General features: G+C 56.5%; 17 protein-coding genes. 6 read left to right on the top strand and 11 right to left on the bottom strand.

Features of this window, described 5'->3' with window-relative positions; genetic code table 11:
- Positions 1-11: 11 nt before the first annotated feature.
- Genes hcp through tssB form a run of 6 tightly spaced genes read right to left on the bottom strand, consistent with a single transcriptional unit; the run spans position 12 to position 6,290 of the window.
- Complete coding sequence (hcp, locus tag L463_RS09240; RefSeq protein WP_009653685.1) at positions 12-503, bottom strand: type VI secretion system effector Hcp; 492 nt, start codon at positions 501-503, stop codon at positions 12-14.
- A 5-nt stretch (positions 504-508) separates the two neighbouring features.
- Entirely contained in the window at positions 509-2,215 is a 1,707-nt protein-coding gene (locus L463_RS09245) for an OmpA family protein (RefSeq protein WP_032673193.1), read from the bottom strand.
- A gap of 3 nt (positions 2,216-2,218) precedes the next feature.
- Positions 2,219-2,872, bottom strand: a complete 654-nt coding sequence (gene tssL, locus L463_RS09250) for a type VI secretion system protein TssL, short form (RefSeq protein WP_023296378.1) — start codon at positions 2,870-2,872, stop codon at positions 2,219-2,221.
- Positions 2,869-4,209 carry a type VI secretion system baseplate subunit TssK gene (gene tssK / locus L463_RS09255; protein WP_023296377.1) on the bottom strand — a complete coding sequence of 447 codons (1,341 nt, stop codon included), beginning with the start codon at positions 4,207-4,209 and terminating at the stop codon, positions 2,869-2,871. The genes tssL and tssK overlap by 4 nt, the downstream gene beginning before the upstream one ends.
- Before the next feature lie 13 nt (positions 4,210-4,222).
- Positions 4,223-5,758 carry a type VI secretion system contractile sheath large subunit gene (gene tssC / locus L463_RS09260; protein ID WP_023324775.1) on the bottom strand — a complete coding sequence of 512 codons (1,536 nt, stop codon included), beginning with the start codon at positions 5,756-5,758 and terminating at the stop codon, positions 4,223-4,225.
- Positions 5,759-5,798: 40 nt separating this feature from the next.
- Positions 5,799-6,290, bottom strand: coding sequence for a type VI secretion system contractile sheath small subunit (gene tssB / locus L463_RS09265; RefSeq protein ID WP_032673192.1), 492 nt, complete (start codon positions 6,288-6,290; stop codon positions 5,799-5,801).
- Positions 6,291-6,876: 586 nt separating this feature from the next.
- On the opposite strand from tssB, the gene L463_RS09270 reads away from it, so the two are divergent.
- Positions 6,877-8,472: an FAD-NAD(P)-binding protein gene (locus L463_RS09270; protein WP_032103697.1), complete on the top strand. Its 1,596-nt coding sequence runs from the start codon at positions 6,877-6,879 to the stop codon at positions 8,470-8,472.
- 28 nt (positions 8,473-8,500) lie between these two features.
- On the opposite strand, the gene L463_RS09275 is transcribed toward L463_RS09270, so the two are convergent.
- Both L463_RS09275 and L463_RS09280 read right to left on the bottom strand, forming a co-directional pair.
- Positions 8,501-9,136 carry a carbonic anhydrase gene (locus L463_RS09275; RefSeq protein ID WP_015570694.1) on the bottom strand — a complete coding sequence of 212 codons (636 nt, stop codon included), beginning with the start codon at positions 9,134-9,136 and terminating at the stop codon, positions 8,501-8,503.
- A 72-nt stretch (positions 9,137-9,208) separates the two neighbouring features.
- Entirely contained in the window at positions 9,209-9,991 is a 783-nt protein-coding gene (locus tag L463_RS09280) for an MBL fold metallo-hydrolase (RefSeq protein ID WP_032103699.1), read from the bottom strand.
- A 125-nt stretch (positions 9,992-10,116) separates the two neighbouring features.
- Here L463_RS09280 and L463_RS24300 point away from each other — a divergent pair, with 125 nt between their 5' ends.
- Positions 10,117-10,257, top strand: a complete 141-nt coding sequence (locus tag L463_RS24300) for a hypothetical protein (protein ID WP_003857665.1) — start codon at positions 10,117-10,119, stop codon at positions 10,255-10,257.
- Positions 10,258-10,316: 59 nt separating this feature from the next.
- On the opposite strand, the gene L463_RS09290 is transcribed toward L463_RS24300, so the two are convergent.
- Together L463_RS09290 and L463_RS24415 are read right to left on the bottom strand one after the other, a co-directional pair.
- Positions 10,317-11,723 carry a DUF1996 domain-containing protein gene (locus L463_RS09290; RefSeq protein ID WP_032103700.1) on the bottom strand — a complete coding sequence of 469 codons (1,407 nt, stop codon included), beginning with the start codon at positions 11,721-11,723 and terminating at the stop codon, positions 10,317-10,319.
- Between the two features lie 144 nt (positions 11,724-11,867).
- Complete coding sequence (locus L463_RS24415) at positions 11,868-12,035, bottom strand: hypothetical protein (protein WP_032103701.1); 168 nt, start codon at positions 12,033-12,035, stop codon at positions 11,868-11,870.
- 245 nt (positions 12,036-12,280) lie between these two features.
- On the opposite strand from L463_RS24415, the gene L463_RS09300 reads away from it, so the two are divergent.
- From L463_RS09300 to L463_RS09315, 4 genes are read left to right on the top strand one after another with little or no spacing between them, the layout of a single operon-like run.
- The gene (locus L463_RS09300; RefSeq protein WP_044488997.1) at positions 12,281-13,111 is read left to right on the top strand and encodes an ABC transporter substrate-binding protein; all 831 of its coding nucleotides are present in this window, start codon (positions 12,281-12,283) and stop codon (positions 13,109-13,111) included.
- 1 nt (position 13,112) lies between these two features.
- A complete protein-coding gene (locus tag L463_RS09305) occupies positions 13,113-13,928 on the top strand; it encodes an amino acid ABC transporter ATP-binding protein (RefSeq protein WP_032103702.1) in 816 nt (271 codons plus the stop codon).
- A complete protein-coding gene (locus tag L463_RS09310; RefSeq protein ID WP_032103704.1) occupies positions 13,928-14,674 on the top strand; it encodes an amino acid ABC transporter permease in 747 nt (248 codons plus the stop codon). The genes L463_RS09305 and L463_RS09310 overlap by 1 nt, the downstream gene beginning before the upstream one ends.
- A complete protein-coding gene (locus tag L463_RS09315) occupies positions 14,658-15,344 on the top strand; it encodes an amino acid ABC transporter permease (RefSeq protein ID WP_032673191.1) in 687 nt (228 codons plus the stop codon). The genes L463_RS09310 and L463_RS09315 overlap by 17 nt, the downstream gene beginning before the upstream one ends.
- On the opposite strand, the gene fumD is transcribed toward L463_RS09315, so the two are convergent.
- Positions 15,325-15,534, bottom strand: a complete 210-nt coding sequence (gene fumD / locus L463_RS09320; protein ID WP_003857676.1) for a fumarate hydratase FumD — start codon at positions 15,532-15,534, stop codon at positions 15,325-15,327. The genes L463_RS09315 and fumD overlap by 20 nt on opposite strands.
- Between the last annotated feature and the right edge of the window lie 5 nt (positions 15,535-15,539).

The following is a 15,539-nucleotide window of genomic DNA, read 5'->3' as shown; positions in this document are numbered from 1 at the left end:
TGCTCGGGGACTTACGCAGTGGCGCGTTCGTTCCAGGAATCGGAATGAATGATGTTGCCGTCCTTGTAGGTCCAGGTGATTTTTTCGTAGCGCAGTTCAATCTGCTCGAGGTGGTTGTGCTTCTCGAAAGCAGGATCCTTGATGTCATGCATCTTCGGATTCACTTTCACCAGCTTCACGTTCTCAAGCTTCGTGTTGAAGTACTCCACTTCCTGGCCTGCGTCATTGATTCTGTACCATTTGAACTCAGCAGATTTCAGGGTCTGGCCGGTCGTCACCGCCTTGTACAGGTACGGGCTGGAGGAGTCGATTTCCTTGGTGAACAGGAACGGGGTGTGGATACGGGTGCCGGTCAGCTTGCCGGTATTGTTATCGGTCGGGATGTACAGGTTGTGCTCCTGGGCCACCACTTCGATACTGCCTTCACGATCCTGAACGTCCACGGACCCTTTGATGTCCGCGCCGCCGTCGTCCTTCAGCCACAGATAGACTGGAATTGCCATGTTAATTACTCCGTTACATTGTTATCAGCGCCATCATCCTGAGATGACGCATGGGTCGTGCCCGGCGCCTGACAGGCATTCGCCTGTGGCACCAGACTGATTTCGACACGGCGGTTGAGCGCACGCCCTTCCGGGGTGTCGTTGGTGGCGACAGGACGGCTTTCACCATAGCCCTGCACCGCAAAACAGCTTTCCGGCACGTCGCCGGTATCCCGCATCCAGTCGCGCACCGACTCCGCGCGCTTAAGCGACAGCACCTGGTTGGACTGGTCATCCCCGGTGCTGTCGGTATGGCCCGCGACCACAATCAGCCAGCCGGGCTTCGCCTTGATCCCCACCAGTGAGTTCACCAGCAGCTTTGTTGAGGCGGGTTTAAGCGCCCACTTTCCGGTATCAAACAGCGACATGCTGTCGAGGCGGACAGTCTGTGGCCCCTGCACGATTTTCTTAATCACCGGACGAGGTGGCGGCGGTGGCGTCCAGCTATTAATGGCGGCTTCTACCGGCGGGATCAGACGCATGCCCTGATACAGGCCGAGCCCGTAACGCAGTGGCTCGCCACGCCGCAGCCAGTCGTCCAGCAGGCGGCTGTCTGCCCGCAAACGCAGCTGCGCCTGCTGCTTCGGCTCAGGTGGCGTGCCGCTGAGACGGTGGTATACGGCAAGGTGGTCGCCCACGCTGCGCACCAGCCGCTGGTTGTTGATAAAGGAAGCCAGCATTGCCAGCGCAAGGAAGACAAAGCTGATCCCCCCGGCCAGCCGCATATTCTGCATCCGGCGGCTGATGCCGTGACGACGTGGCAGGTACGGCAGCAATACCTCCGGCAGCGGCAGTAATTCCGGTGCAAAGTCAGGTTTCGGGCAAAGCGTGGTGATACCGGCTATCTGCTGTTGCCAGAGGTTATCCTCTATTGCGGCGATCGGTGTCAGACAGATACCTGCCGCGCAGAGTTTCAGCTGCGGAAGCTCACCCTGTCGGGCGCTGAGTGGCCGGGTGAGGTGGTGCGCCATCAGCGCCAGTATGCTGTCCAGCCACAGCGTGTCATAAAGGCGTGAGGCGCGGCTGCCGCTCTCCCACTGCCAGTCCGTCACCGGCAGGGTGACATGTCCGTTTTGCCGCACCCGCACGCCCGGTAACTCCGGTGTGACGGTAAACCACTGCGCCTCTTCTTTAGGGTGAAGGTCAGGTGGCGACACCCAGGCCACGCTCCATACCGGCGGAACACCGTTCAGCCAGTTCCGGCACTGCGTTATACTGCGTCGCCAGCCACGGAGCGTCTGCGCCAACGCCTCTTCCGACGTCTGCTGTTCCGGTATCAGCGCCAGCAATACCGAGACCTGCGACATCAGCGCCGGACGGACAGCCGCCAGATGCTGCGCCAGCAGCGGCAGCTGTTCTGCATTTTGCGCGTGTATGTACCAGCCCTGACGGGTTTCACGATAAACGGTATCGGGAGGGAACAGGCTGGTCGTATCGCCGCAGACCAGCACCACCGCACCCTGAAAATCTTCCGGGGGCAGGACATGCTCTGTTACCGGTATGACGAACTGGCGACGCCGCCACCGATGCCATAGCGCCGCACCGCAGACCAGCAGAATACAGACGCTGAGCACAGAACGGCTGATGGTGGAAATCGGCCAGAAACCCACGACCAGCCACAGGGCCAGAACAGCAGCAAACAGTGTGAGTAGCGTTCGGGTGAGTTGACGCATCCGTTATCCCTGCCCCGCTATCTGCGCCACCATCTGCGACAGCACTGATGAGAAGGTGAACCACAGCGCCGCCAGCACCACCACGCCCGCCGCCCAGCCCAGCCAGTACATCCGGCGTCCGCTGCGCAGGCGGGATGCCCTGACTACCACAGGCGTTTCCTGGGTCAGCGCAAACGGCGGTACGCGCTCACTGAGCGCGCGCACCACATCCTCACGCCGCTCATCATCCTGCGTGCGGTACTGGCCGGTGAAGCCCAGTTGCAGAGTGCGGTACAGGCAGGTCAGCACCGCCACATCCGGCGCAGGTTCGCGCAGGGCCGTACGGATACGCTCCCATAGCTCTTCCCCTGCATTCAGGGTACGGAAAAACCGCGCCTGAAGTGGGTCTTTTCGCCACTGGCGGTAACCGTCATCCTGTTTATCCCGGTTCAGCACGCTCTCATCCATCAGGGCGCAGTACGCATACAGCATATGGTCGCAGGACGTGGTGCTGAACCCGGCTTCGTTCAGCGATTCACGCGCGGCGTTCACCCACCGGCAGGCCCGTCGGTACAGCGCTTCGCCGTCCTTTACCTCCTGGCCGCTGCGCAACTGGCTGACCAACAGCCAGCCCGGATAAAACGTTTTGTTTATCAGGTCAATGTCGGCATCGTTCATGAGCGCAGCACCGCAAACAGTTCAAGTTTCACCTCACCGAGGGAGCCCGGCGTATAGAAGGTACAGTTCCCGGCTTCCAGCATGGCACGAGCAGCATCGGTGGACAGATCCAGCGCGAAATACTGATTTTCCAGGCGCAGCGGGATGGCCGCCGGAACGTGACTCAGCGGTTTAATCACCATCCCGCTCAGGGCGATATTCACCACCTCAGAGACATCATCGTGGCTGCCCGCCTTGCACAGTTGCGGGAAGCGCGTCTGAAGTTCGTGGTTTGGCATGGCGGAGCGTACGGAGAGATAGAAATCGGCCCCTTCACGCAGCCGCGCGTCGTGCAGCTTCCCGCGCCAGATTTCCCGGTCTTCGCCCTGTTTCAGTTCAATAGCGATCACGCGCGACGGCAGGCTGGCTTCAAGGAGACTATCAAGCAGGGTAAACAGCGGCGGGAACACCGTTTCCGGCGCGTCATGCCGATAGGGGGGAATGGCGTCCACATCATGTTCAAGTGAAAAGGTCAGCAGGCTGCCGGCAAGGCGGGCCAGCTCGCGGTACAGCAGTTCCGGATGGCGGGACGGCGCCTGGTGCAGCTCCGTCAGTACCGGCTCAACGCTGTTGAGGGCGTTCAGCAACCAGAACAGTGATACATCGGCCACCGCGAAGTCCGCCATCCGCTCGTTGCTTTCACGGCGCATTGCCATCAGGCGCTTACGCCGGGCCGCAAGGCGGTGCAGCAAATCACTCAGTTCGCTGAGCAGTAACGGGCTGGCAGACAAAGAGAGCAGCGGCGGAATAAAGCTCCGCTCCAGTACCCACTGCCCCTGCGCGTTTCGCATCAGTCTCGCCACCGGGCAGGTAAGCCAGGCGCTGTTTTCCTGCGTCGACAGCCGCAGCGTCAGAGCATGACGAAGTACCGTCAGTTCACTGCGCTCATGCCCGGCCAGTTCCTGCACCGTCACCCGTTCAGACTGCCAGCGGCGCGGACGGGCACTGTCCCGCCCGTCATCCAGATTACCGCCGTTGGCGCTGAGGAGTGGCAGACACAGCAGCACTTCAACTGCATCACTCCCCGCCGCTGATAAATCACATACCGGCGGCAGGTTATCCGCCAGATCTGTGTCCACCAGCGTACCATCCGCAAAGCGCACGCAAAGCCGGGTGGCATTCAGCCGTGAAAGGGCCAGCGCGCCTTCGTCGAACTCCGCGCACAGCACACCCCACGGGTGCGCCAGCGCCATCCGGGCCACAGTGTCGGCCACATGTGCATCCCAGCGGGCCTGCTGCTGGAACTGCTGCGGGGCCAGGAAGGCCCCGTCTTCCCATAACGGACGATAAATTTTCATCCCTGCTACCGCCTTACGCTTTCGCTTTCGGCATCTGGCTCACCAGAGACAGGTTCACATCCATGCCTTCCACCTGGAAGTGCGGTACCGCAAACAGCTTCACGCGGAAGAAACCCGGGTTGTCTTCGATATCTTCCACCACCACCTTCGCGTCACGCAGCGGATGAGAAGCCTGCAACTCATCGCCCGGATCGGTCATTTCCGTCACCAGACTACGCACCCAGGTATTCAGCTCCAGCTCCAGCAGACGGCGGTCCTTGGTGGTGCCAATGTTCTCGCGCTGGATGAGCTTCAGATAGTGCGCAATACGCGACAGCAGGAAGATATACGGCAGACGGGCGTTGATGCGGCTGTTGGCCGTGGCATCTGCGGTGTCATACAGCGCCGGTTTCTGCGCGGAGTTCGCCGAGAAGAAGCAGGCATAGTCGCGGTTTTTGTAATACGAGAGCGGGATAAAGCCGAGGTTGGCAAACTCAAACTCGCGGGTCTCCGGGATCATCACCTCAGACGGGATTTTCACCTGGTTGCCGGTACCCAGATCGTACAGATGAATAGGCAGGTCTTTCACCGCCCCGCCCGCCTGCGGGCCACGGATCTGCACGCACCAGCCGTTATTGATGAAGCTCTTCACCATGTTTGACGCGAAGGAGAACGACGCGCTGGTCCACAGGTATTTCTCGTGATCCGGGCCTTTCACCTGCTCAACGTAGTTAAAGCTGCGTACAGGTACGGTGTCCGGGCCATACGGCAGACGCCCCAGCACGCGCGGCATCACGAGGCCGATGTAGCGGGCGTCGTCGGTGTCGCGGAACGATTTCCACTTGATGTATTCCGCGCGGTCGAAGTAGTTGCCGATATCCTTAATTGCAGCCACCTCTTCCATGGAGTCTTTCAGGAAGAATTTCGGCCCGACAGAGCCAATAAACGGCATATGTGCGGCAGCTGACACTTTAGAGATGTTGCGCAGCAGCGCCACATCCTGCGGGCTGGCGTCAAATTCATAGGATGAAATCACGGAACCAATCGGCTCTCCGCCCGGGGTGTCGTATTCGGCGGTATAGGTGTGCCAGTAGAGGCCGCTCTGGATAAGTTCCGGCGCGTCTTCAAAGTCCTGACGCAGATCTTCTTTCGACACATCCAGAATTTCGGTTTTCACGTTCTGGCGGTAGTCGGTGCTGTCCACCAGCTGCTTCAGGCCGCGCCACAGGGACTCCACCTTCTGGAACTCCTGGTGATGCATTACGGCATCCAGCTGACGGCTAATCTGGAAATCCAGCTCAGCGATATGGTGGTCAATCAGCGTTTTGTCGAGCTTCTCCACCGGCTGACCGGATTTGCGGATGCAGTCCATAAACACCTGCATCGCCGCCGTCAGGCGTTCACCCGCCGGAGCGTCAGAAAGCGCGGCGTCATCCAGAAACGCATTGATATCACCCAGGCTGGAGGCCGGGGTCAGGTTGATTTTTTCAAACAGGGAGGCGTAAACGCCCTCTTTTTCCAGTACGGTGGTCTGCCCCTGCGCGGAGGCGGTTTCAGTATTCACAGACATCAGCATATTCCCGGTTAATCCATTAAATTACACATGCCGCTTATTTCGGGGCCAGTGCACTCATTTCGTCGCGTAATTCCTGAGACAGCGCCGGGTCTTTAAGAATTTTCTCGAGTTCTTTTCTGAAACTTGCGTTATCAAGGAGATTGGATTTGAGGTCGCGTAATAAATTACGCATGGCCAGCATGGCGCGGAGCTGGGGGATCTGGCGGGCAACCTGTTCAGGTTCGAAATCCTTAATATCGGAGAAATTCAGTTTTATGCTTTCTTCCGAACCATCCCCGGCCATTGTGTTAGGAACCGTCAGATTCACTTCCGGGTTAAATTCCGAAAGTACGCTGTTGAAGTTATTTTTATTGACGTTAATTTTCTCCCTTTCCGATAATGGGCGATTCTCTTTTCCATTACTGAAATCACCGACGGTGAGGAGTTTAAGCGGCAGTTCGATTTTCTTCTGCGCGCCACCTGTATGCAGAGCCAGCTTTAAATTTATGCGTGCCTTGGGCACCTCATTCTGGAATGAATCGGCCATAGCAGTCCCTTTCTTTAAAAGAAATAAATGTTAAGTGAGTGACGTTTCTTTACAAAACCATATTAGAGCAAAAGCCCATTTAAAATCAACTTCCCAGATCAAAGATCTACCATTGGACTTTTCTTAAGAGTTTTATGCCAGGAAGGGTATAAAAAGAACGCCGCGTAGCGTCTGCCGAAACGCCCTCGCGACCCTGACAGAAAGGTTGTTTTAAAGGCTGGAAACCTTATTATTTTATTACTTTACAGAAGGAGTGGATTAGTCCAATGCTGGATTATTCCATCACTCACAGTTATAAAAATAAGGATAATATTGGCCCCACTATATATTTAAATACCCTATCTCTTTTTTAACCCCCATTACATACAGATAATCGTTAAACCTGGGACCAAACAGTCTTTCCTTTCAGAAATCAGGCAGAATCATATCTAATCAGCCAGGGTCAATTGTACTTAACTTTTCCATAAGTTCAGGAAGAGGGGCAACATCCCCTCTTCTAAACGTCTTAATTTCTCCCTTCATTGAATGACTTAGCCTTTCTCCTGCTACGCTTATTTTATGGTTCAGAAACGCAGGAACGCTTTCGATGAAAAAAATCGCTATTATCGGCTCAGGCCCAACAGGGATTTACACCTTTTACTCACTTCTTAACAACGCAGCACCGCTTTCGATCACCGTGTTCGAAAAGGCAGACCAACCCGGTGTCGGGATGCCCTACAGCGACGAGGATAATTCCCGGCTGATGCTGGCGAACATCGCCAGTATCGAAATCCCGCCCATTTTTATTACCTATCTCGACTGGCTCAAACAGCAGAGTGCGGCCCATCTTGCCCGCTATAACGTCGATAGTGAGAAACTGCACGACCGGCAATTCCTGCCGCGTATTCTGTTGGGTGAATATTTTCACGATCGGTTTCTTGCCGTCGTTGCTGAGGCGAAAAAGTCGGGCTTTCATGTCGAGGTGCACCCCAACGCAGAAGTCACGGATATTAAGGCTGATGCAGACGGTGTGGCCCTTTCAGTGAACGATGCCCCTTTCTCAAGGCGGTTTGATCTTGCGGTTGTTGCCACCGGCCACGTCTGGCCTGATGAAGATGAAACCACCCGCGCATATTTCCCAAGCCCATGGTCAGGGCTGATGGACGCGGAGGTCCGAGCCTGTGAGGTGGGGATCATGGGTACTTCCCTCAGCGGCCTGGACGCTGCAATGGCGGTTGTGATGCAGCATGGCCGGTTTAGCGGGGAGCAGTTCGTTGTCAATAAAGGCAGCGAAGGGCTAAAAATCACGCTGATGTCCCGCACGGGCGTTCTGCCGGAGGCCGACTTTTACTGCCCTATCCCTTATGAACCGCTGTCCGTGTTAACGGAGTCTGTGGCGGAAAGTGAAATCGCCAAAGGCCCGGACGGGCTGCTTGACCGCATCTTTGCGCTGATGGTGAAAGAGCTCGAGCTGGCCGACCCGCGCTGGTGCCAGGCGATATCGCTCGGTACGCTGAATGCCGACACGCTTCGTGATGTCTGGTTTGAGGATCGTAAAAAGCATGGCCCTTTCACCTGGGCCGAAGCGAATCTGAAAGAAGTGGAGCGCAACAAGCGCGAAAAACGCACCGTTGCCTGGCGCTATACCGTGCTTCGTCTGCATGAAGTGGTTCAGGCCATCGTCCCTTCACTCAGTGAGCGTGACAGAGAGCGGTTTAAATCCGGGCTGGAGCGTGTGTTTATCGATAATTATGCCGCCATTCCACCGCAGTCTATCCGCCGTTTACTGGCGCTGCGCGAGGCAGGGATCATTAGCGTGGTCGCACTCGGTGATAATTACGACCTGGATATCGGCAGCGATCAGACCGTCATCACCACGGCAGAAAAGCGTTACCGCTTCGACGTGTTTATTGATGCGCGCGGGCAAAAGCCACTCAGAAACAAGGACATTCCCTTCCCCACCCTGCGTAAACAGCTTGCGGAAACCGGCGATGACGTCCCGGACGTGGGGGAAGACTATACGTTGCTGGCGCCTGCATCACTGCGGGGGCGCATCGCTTTTGGGGCGATCCCCTGGCTGATGCACGATCATCCCTTTGTTCAGGGTTTGTCTGAGTGCGCTGAAATTGGTAAAGCGATGGCGAAAGCGGCTGGAAAACCTGCGACAGGCGTGCGAAGGAAGTTACCATTCATGGAATTTTAACAGAGCTTCCCTGCCCTGCGGGGTCGGGTTACTCGAAGAAGACGTCCGGGTTTTCCGACAGCGACACGAACGATTTAGTGTTCTTGTCCAGGGCAAGGATTTTGCCGCTTTCAATGTCATATACCCAGCCGTGCAGGCGAATGGCGTTGTTGCGCAGGCCTACCGCCACCGACGGATGGGTCTTGATATTGCTCAGCTGCGCAAAGACGTTCTCCTGCACCATCGCATTCACTTTATCGATTGGCTTATCCCAGGTTTTCTTCTCAACCACCGCTTTTGCCGCATCAGAATAGCGCAGCCAGTGGGAAACGGCCGGCATCGGCTCCAGATCGGCGTTGTCAGCAATCGCCTTCATTGCGCCGCAGTTGGAGTGGCCGCAAATAACGATATCGGTCACGCCCAGGGCAACAACAGCATATTCGATGGTCGCAGAGACACCGCCAGGCTCCGGCCCGAACGGTGGCACAATGTTGCCCGCGTTTCGAATGACAAAGAGCTGTCCTGGCTCCTGTTGCGTAACCAGTTCCGGAACCAGACGGCTGTCGGAGCAGGAGATGAACAGCGCTTTGGGATTCTGACTGGACGCTAAACTACGAAAAAGCTCTTTACGTTGCGGGAAAATCTCTTTTTGAAAGCTGAGAAAACCTTCAATGATATGTTGCATAGCCATTTCTCTTTTATCTGTTTTAGTTTAGGTATGATCGCGATCACACTCGTAAAATTTAACCACCGCACCTTAGCGGAGACAAGCAATATATTTCTGGCCCGACCGCTGCACGATCTCATCCGCGTTCGCCGGGATGTTCTGCCCTTCAAAGGCCCCGTACAGGCGCTGGTACGTTTTCCCTGTCAGTCGACCAATCACCGACTCAACGGTGCGGGCAGGCAGCGGCAGCATATTCGGATAACTCCACATAAACGACACGGCGTCCTTACCGGGCGTAACCTGCAAAATATCACCGGCCAGCAGCACGCCGTCGCCTGACTGCCAGTGCAGCACCGTGCCGCCGGCAAAATGCCCGCCCAGCCGCAGCAGAGTCACCAAAGGCATAATCTCCAGGGCGTCCTCCTCCCAGAAGCGTATCGCCGGGCTGTCACGCATCACCCACTGCCGATCCCTGGCGTGCAGGTAGATCGGTGCGTTAAACGCCGCGGCCCACTCCTGCATGGTGGTGTAGTAATGCGGGTGCGAAATCGCGATCGCGCTGATTCCCCCGAGCGCGTCAACTAACGCTCTGGTCGCCGGGTCAAGATTGGCGATACAGTCCCACAGAACATTGCCCTGTGGCGTACGCAGCAGAATCGCCCGCTGGTTGATGGCAAAAGCGGGAACGGTTTTGATGCTGAACAGCTGCGGCTCCAGCTGTTGCCATTTGTTGGTGTGCGTGGTCGTAAGGCTGTCGAAGTCCGTCCATGCCTGGCCCGTCACCGGGACATACTGGCGCTCATCGTCGCAAATCGGGCAGTTTTTGGGCTGTTCATCGTAAGCGGTACCGCAGGTTTTACAGAGTGTAATCATCGGCTTTCCTCAGCAATAAAGCACTGAGTATGGCAGGGATTATCCATATGTGCTGAGGGGTGCCTGGCCCGCTTTTTTTGACTTATACTGTGCCAGTATCAAAAACTGAATAACGCAGGTGGCACATGGAAATTGATCTCGATAACTTAGTCTTTAACGGGCTGGATGAAGCAGAAGAGCGCAACGCGGAACGTCTCGACGATGCGGATAAAAAAGCCCAGGCGATTGTCGCCGATGACGACTGCGGCGATGCCTGCAAGATCTGAAGAAAAAGCACCGGGCTCCCCGGTGCTTTTTTTTTATGAATGCCTTTTGCTACCCGCTATCAGATCTCCGGCGTTTTGCTAAACCCGGTCAGCATCAGGATCAGGCTTTGGGGAGATGACCCCGTCTCAAACTGATAGTGATTTCCCTGACGATCGCCGCCGATATACCACGAAATGTCGGTTTTCCCTTCTGCCAGCGCCTTGCGCACCGCTTTATCCACGTCCACCATCCGGTATTCGCGGGAGTGGTTCAGGTACAGCACCGCATCCGAGCGATAGTTGCAGGAGGGTCGTGACTGCCAGCTCACGGTGGCCGGTTCCCAGTCGTTACTCGCCGGATAGAAGAAGATTTGATCCGCGCCGTCAGTTTCCACTTTCCCGCCATAAATTCTCACGCGGTATTTAAACTGGGCAGGATCCTGTCCGACAGGCAGCGGAGGGATATTGAACTTCACCAGCGACAATGTTTCGCTGTTTTTCGTGCGTCCACCGTTCTTCCAGTTATCCTGCACCAGTAAGACCTGGGGATCGGGCTGTGAAAGTGCCGGTTCCATGCTGCTGAGCCAGACGTTAGCCTTCGCTTTTGAATAACCATACGGCACGGTGGTGCCGCAATCCATTCCCCGGTTCATGCACAGGTCGGTCATAAATCGCGCGGCATCTTCCGTCCAGCCGTTCATAAAGTCAGCATGCGCCGTATATAGGCTCCCCCACCGCTCTTCACGCTCACTGCCATGCATGATGGGGTCGAGGGAAAGCTGGACTTTGCTGGTATCCAGAGAGCTAATTGTCGGAAGCACGTACGCAATATTCATGTTCACCGTCGGGATCTTCACCGGGAAGGCGGACGGACACTGTCCTTTCGTATCGTAGGTGGCGTTAGCCAGGCCGTGGGCGGGCTTCAGGTTGACCCCGTCCCAGCAGTTCGGGAACTGAATGCCGATATTAAACTGCACGGCATCCTTCGCCTTGCGTAAGCCGCAGACTTCACCCGTTCTGGTGGTGTAGCCCTTGCCATTGGCGCATAAAAAGGTGATATGCGTATTTGGCGCGGTGCCATGATGATCGCCGGCCAGCAGCGACAGCCCCGGCGGAAACGAATGAAGCGGCCAGGCGTCAACGTTCGATGCCTGATAATAGGTTTTTTGATAGGCGGGTTTGACCACCGTTCCGTCCGGCAATTTTAGCGACGGAGCCCAGTAGGCCGAGCTGTCTGCTTTGTTATCGCAGGTGGTCTTTTCCTGGGTACGCAGAGATTCACGGCTGGAGTAAGCATCCGCGTGCACGTTACCAAAAAAATCGTGCAGCATAGCCTCATTGGGCATGCCGAACATCATAATGGCATCATCGCCGAGGGTGTGGGAATAACTGCATACAACATGCGCCTGTGGACCAGCGTGTGCCGCCTGCATGGTAAGCAGAAGTGCGGAGGCAGAAAGCGCGGGGGTTAATACTGTCCGTTTCAATATTATCTCCATCTGTGAAAGGAGATAGTGGTAACAAAACGGCCATCATTTACCGAGGATTAGCCTGGGTATTTTTCCCTTCATCCTCGCTTTACAGACACCACGCACAGCTCATTCCAGTACATTTCGCGCGTCCGGCGCAGTTCAGCGTGACGTTTTATCATGGAACCACTCCGGGTCGATGTTGGCTACGTCCACGCCATACAGGCTGGCGACAGGTAGTATTGACTCAAGAACACGTTGCGCGCTGTTCTCCGCATTCACTGGTCGGGGCGCAAATAACCGCCGTAACGTGCTTATCCATTTTTTCATCGTCATTACCCTTCTCGCTTAACCTGTCCTCAGTTAAACACCCAAATTGCGCCCGGGGGAAATATCAAAATCCACTGTCGATGTGCAGGATCTGCAAATAGCGCCCCGCCGTCTGCTCTCTTCTTTAACACCTTGTTCACTCATGCTTTTTTTCTCAGAGCAAAGAACGATTTCTTATTTGGCGATAGCTTTCCCTTATGGGAGCGTAACGGAGTAAAACAAAAACAACGGGATGGCGTATGACTATGGCTGCAAAAATGAAAGGGTTTAAAAAACGGGCGCAGGTTCTGGGATTAGTGGCAGCCTGGGGCCTGGTTTCAGCGCAGGCGCAGGCCGATCGGCTGGCGGATATCAAGGCAGCAGGCGTGGTGAAAGTGGCCACGTTTGATGCCAATCCACCCTTTGGCTCGATTGATGCCAAAACGCATGAGATAGTGGGTTACGACGTGGACTTCGCCAAAGCGCTGGCGAAATCGCTCGGCGTAAAGCTTGAACTGGTCGCCACCAATCCGGCTAACCGTATTCCGCTGCTACAGTCCGGAAAAGCGGATCTCATCGTGGCGGATATCACGATCACTCCGGAACGCGCACAGGTCATTGATTTCTCAACGCCTTACTTTGTCACCGGCCAGCAGTTCCTGGTTCCGGCAAAATCACCGGACAAGCTTGATGACTATAGCCGGGCACGCATTGGCGCCGTAAAAGGTACGACGGGCGAACAGGCGCTGCACCAGCGTTTTCCGCAGTCCCGCGTCCTCTCTTACGATGATATCCCGCTGGCGCTGACGGCACTGCGCAATGGCAACGTGCAGGCCATTACCCAGGACAGCACCATTCTGGCCGGTCTGCTGGCGCAGGCGCCGGATAAAGCCGACTTCAAAATCCTGCCCGACCTGCTCAGTAAAGAAGAGATTGGCGTGGGGGTGAAAAAGGGTGAAACGGCGCTGCTGAAAGCCGTTAACGATGAGCTGGTAACCCTGGAGAAAAACGGCCAGGCGGCAAAAATCTATGACGTCTGGTTCGGTCCAGGCACCCCAGCTCCACAGCCTCGTAACTTTAAAATAGAAGCCCGGTAATATGCTCTCAGGTTTATTTTCACGCTCCGCGGCCAATGCCGCGGATTTTTCACATCTGGAACAGGCCAGCGTTGAGTTTCGCCATGTGGACAAACGCTACGGCGACCATCCGGTTTTAACCGACATTAACCTCACCATCATGCCGGGTGAAGTGGTTGCCATTCTCGGCCCTTCGGGTTCCGGAAAATCGACCCTGATTCGGCTTATCAACCAGCTTGAGAGCCTGAGCGGCGGGGAGATTCTGATCGACCACAAGCCGACCGGACAGCTTTCCGGCAGCAGGCTACGTCAGTTACGCAGCCGCGTCGGGTTTGTGTTCCAGCAGTTCAATCTCTATGCCCACCTTACCGCCAGTCAGAACATCACCCTGGCACTGGAGCACGTTCACGGCTGGAAACCCCTGCCCGCCCAGGAGCGCGCGCTGGCGCTGCTGGAGAAGGTCGGCATGCTGGAGAAGGCGCACCGCTTCCCCGCTGAACTTTCCGGCGGACAGCAGCAGCGCGTGGCGATTGCCCGTGCTCTGGCCTCGTCGCCGCAAATCATTCTCTTTGACGAGCCGACGTCGGCACTCGACCCGGAAATGATTGGCGAAGTGCTGTTTGTGATGAAAACCCTCGCCCACAGCGGGATCACCATGATTGTCGTTACGCATGAGATGCAGTTCGCCCGGGAAATTGCCGATCGAATCGTCTTTATCGACGGCGGAAAAATTCTGGAAACCGCGCCCCCGGCGCAATTTTTCAATCAACCGTCGCATCCCCGTGCGAGGCGTTTCCTGCAAAAAGTGCTGGATCCGCTGCATCAGGAGCAACTGTAATGCCCGCTCTGGACTGGCAGGGGGTGCTGGCCGGACAGCCCCTGCACTGGATCCTCTCCGGATTCCTCACCACTCTGTGGGTGACGCTGGCGGGGATTATGCTGGCCAGCCTGCTCGCCTTGTTCTTTATGCTTTTGCGGCTTTCCGGGGGACGTTTCGGGACATTGATCGTCAGCTGCTGGGTATCGCTGTTTCGCAATACGCCGCTGCTGGTACAGCTGCTGTTCTGGTATTTCGCCGCCTGGAACGGGTTGCCGCAGGGGCTGCGCGACGCGGTGAACGCAGACCACAGCTGGTCCATTTTACCCGGTGACGTCTGGTGGTTTACGCCAGAGTTTTTATGCTCCGCCTGGGGGTTAGGCGTCTTTACCTCGGCGTTTTTAATTGAAGAAGTGGAATCGGGGCTGCGTTCCGTACCTGCCGGGCAACGGGAGGCGGCGCTCGCTCAGGGATTTTCCTCATGGCGTCTGTTTCGCTACATTCTTCTGCCACAGGGGCTCGCTAACGCGTGGCAGCCCGTCGTCGGCCAGTACCTTAACCTGATGAAGCTCTCCTCGCTCGCGAGCGGGATTGGCTTCGCCGAACTGACCTACCAGGTCCGCCAGATAGAAAGTTACAACGCCCATGCACTGGAAGCCTTCACCGTCGGTACGGTGCTTTACTTGCTTACCGGGATGGTGACGGGAAGCGTGCTGGTGCGCCTCGGCCCCCATTCAGGGAGGAAATATCATGCTCCCCGGATTTAACGTTATTGTCGAAAACCTGGATTATCTGCTTTGGGGACGTGCGGCTGCGGGAGAACCCGGCGGCGTACTGCTCTCACTGCTGATGGCCGCAGGCGCCGCCGCGCTTGCCCTGCCCGGCGGGATTGTGCTGGCCTGCGTCGCCTGGCGCTATCCCGGCGTGGTGCGCAGCGCGCTGTTTGCGTGGGCAGAGTTGATTCGCGGGATCCCCCTGATCTTCGTGATATTCTGGATGTGGTATCTGCTGCCACTGATAACCGGCAGGGATCTCCCGGGCGCGACGACCGTCACGCTGGCGCTGGCCTGGTTTACCGCGGCTGCGGTGATGCATTCGGTGTTAGCCGGACTGAGAGCCCTGCCGTCGGGCCAGAATGAGGCCGCGCTTTCTCAAGGGTTCAGTACGCAGCAAACGCTGTGGCGCGTGCTGCTGCCGCAGGCGCTGAGAAATATTCTGCCGTCGCTGGTGGGGATTTTTATCAGCCTGCTGAAGGATACGTCGCTGGCATTTATCGTGAACGTTCCTGAACTGACCACGGTGGCGGGACAGATCAACAACCGGGTGCAAATTTACCCGGCGGCCATTTTTATCTTCACGGGTGTGATCTATTACCTGCTCTGCTGCTCGCTTGAGCTGCTCGCGAAGCGCTGGCGAGTTAGCCAGCCAGCGCTTTAACCACCGTTTCCATCGCTTTGGTGGTCAACTCACTGCGCTTAACGCGCTGGTTCGCCAGCGCGGTACGCAGAACGCCCGCAATGACAATATGTTTCGGCTCCTGCCCTAAATCACGCATTTCGAGAACGACCTTGCCTACCACCCGACACATCTCCTGGTACAGCGCTTCGTCTTTGGTCACATTGCCCATTGCCA

This window comes from Enterobacter sp. BIDMC 27, from assembly GCF_000534415.1.
Lineage (GTDB): Bacteria > Pseudomonadota > Gammaproteobacteria > Enterobacterales > Enterobacteriaceae > Enterobacter > Enterobacter hormaechei_C.
Note: the sequence above shows the minus strand (reverse complement) of the source record. Positions and strands in the feature narration are given on the sequence as shown.

Bases quoted from the DNA above. Each gene is read 5' to 3' on its own strand.
- hcp (WP_009653685.1), bottom strand. From the start codon at position 503: ATGGCAATTCCAGTCTATCTGTGGCTGAAGGACGACGGCGGCGCGGAC.
- L463_RS09245 (WP_032673193.1), bottom strand. From the start codon at position 2,215: ATGCGTCAACTCACCCGAACGCTACTCACACTGTTTGCTGCTGTTCTG.
- tssL (WP_023296378.1), bottom strand. From the start codon at position 2,872: ATGAACGATGCCGACATTGACCTGATAAACAAAACGTTTTATCCGGGC.
- tssK (WP_023296377.1), bottom strand. From the start codon at position 4,209: ATGAAAATTTATCGTCCGTTATGGGAAGACGGGGCCTTCCTGGCCCCG.
- tssC (WP_023324775.1), bottom strand. From the start codon at position 5,758: ATGTCTGTGAATACTGAAACCGCCTCCGCGCAGGGGCAGACCACCGTA.
- tssB (WP_032673192.1), bottom strand. From the start codon at position 6,290: ATGGCCGATTCATTCCAGAATGAGGTGCCCAAGGCACGCATAAATTTA.
- L463_RS09270 (WP_032103697.1), top strand. From the start codon at position 6,877: ATGAAAAAAATCGCTATTATCGGCTCAGGCCCAACAGGGATTTACACC.
- L463_RS09275 (WP_015570694.1), bottom strand. From the start codon at position 9,136: ATGCAACATATCATTGAAGGTTTTCTCAGCTTTCAAAAAGAGATTTTC.
- L463_RS09280 (WP_032103699.1), bottom strand. From the start codon at position 9,991: ATGATTACACTCTGTAAAACCTGCGGTACCGCTTACGATGAACAGCCC.
- L463_RS24300 (WP_003857665.1), top strand. From the start codon at position 10,117: ATGGAAATTGATCTCGATAACTTAGTCTTTAACGGGCTGGATGAAGCA.
- L463_RS24415 (WP_032103701.1), bottom strand. From the start codon at position 12,035: ATGAAAAAATGGATAAGCACGTTACGGCGGTTATTTGCGCCCCGACCA.
- L463_RS09300 (WP_044488997.1), top strand. From the start codon at position 12,281: ATGGCTGCAAAAATGAAAGGGTTTAAAAAACGGGCGCAGGTTCTGGGA.
- L463_RS09305 (WP_032103702.1), top strand. From the start codon at position 13,113: ATGCTCTCAGGTTTATTTTCACGCTCCGCGGCCAATGCCGCGGATTTT.
- L463_RS09310 (WP_032103704.1), top strand. From the start codon at position 13,928: ATGCCCGCTCTGGACTGGCAGGGGGTGCTGGCCGGACAGCCCCTGCAC.
- L463_RS09315 (WP_032673191.1), top strand. From the start codon at position 14,658: ATGCTCCCCGGATTTAACGTTATTGTCGAAAACCTGGATTATCTGCTT.
- fumD (WP_003857676.1), bottom strand. From the start codon at position 15,534: ATGGGCAATGTGACCAAAGACGAAGCGCTGTACCAGGAGATGTGTCGG.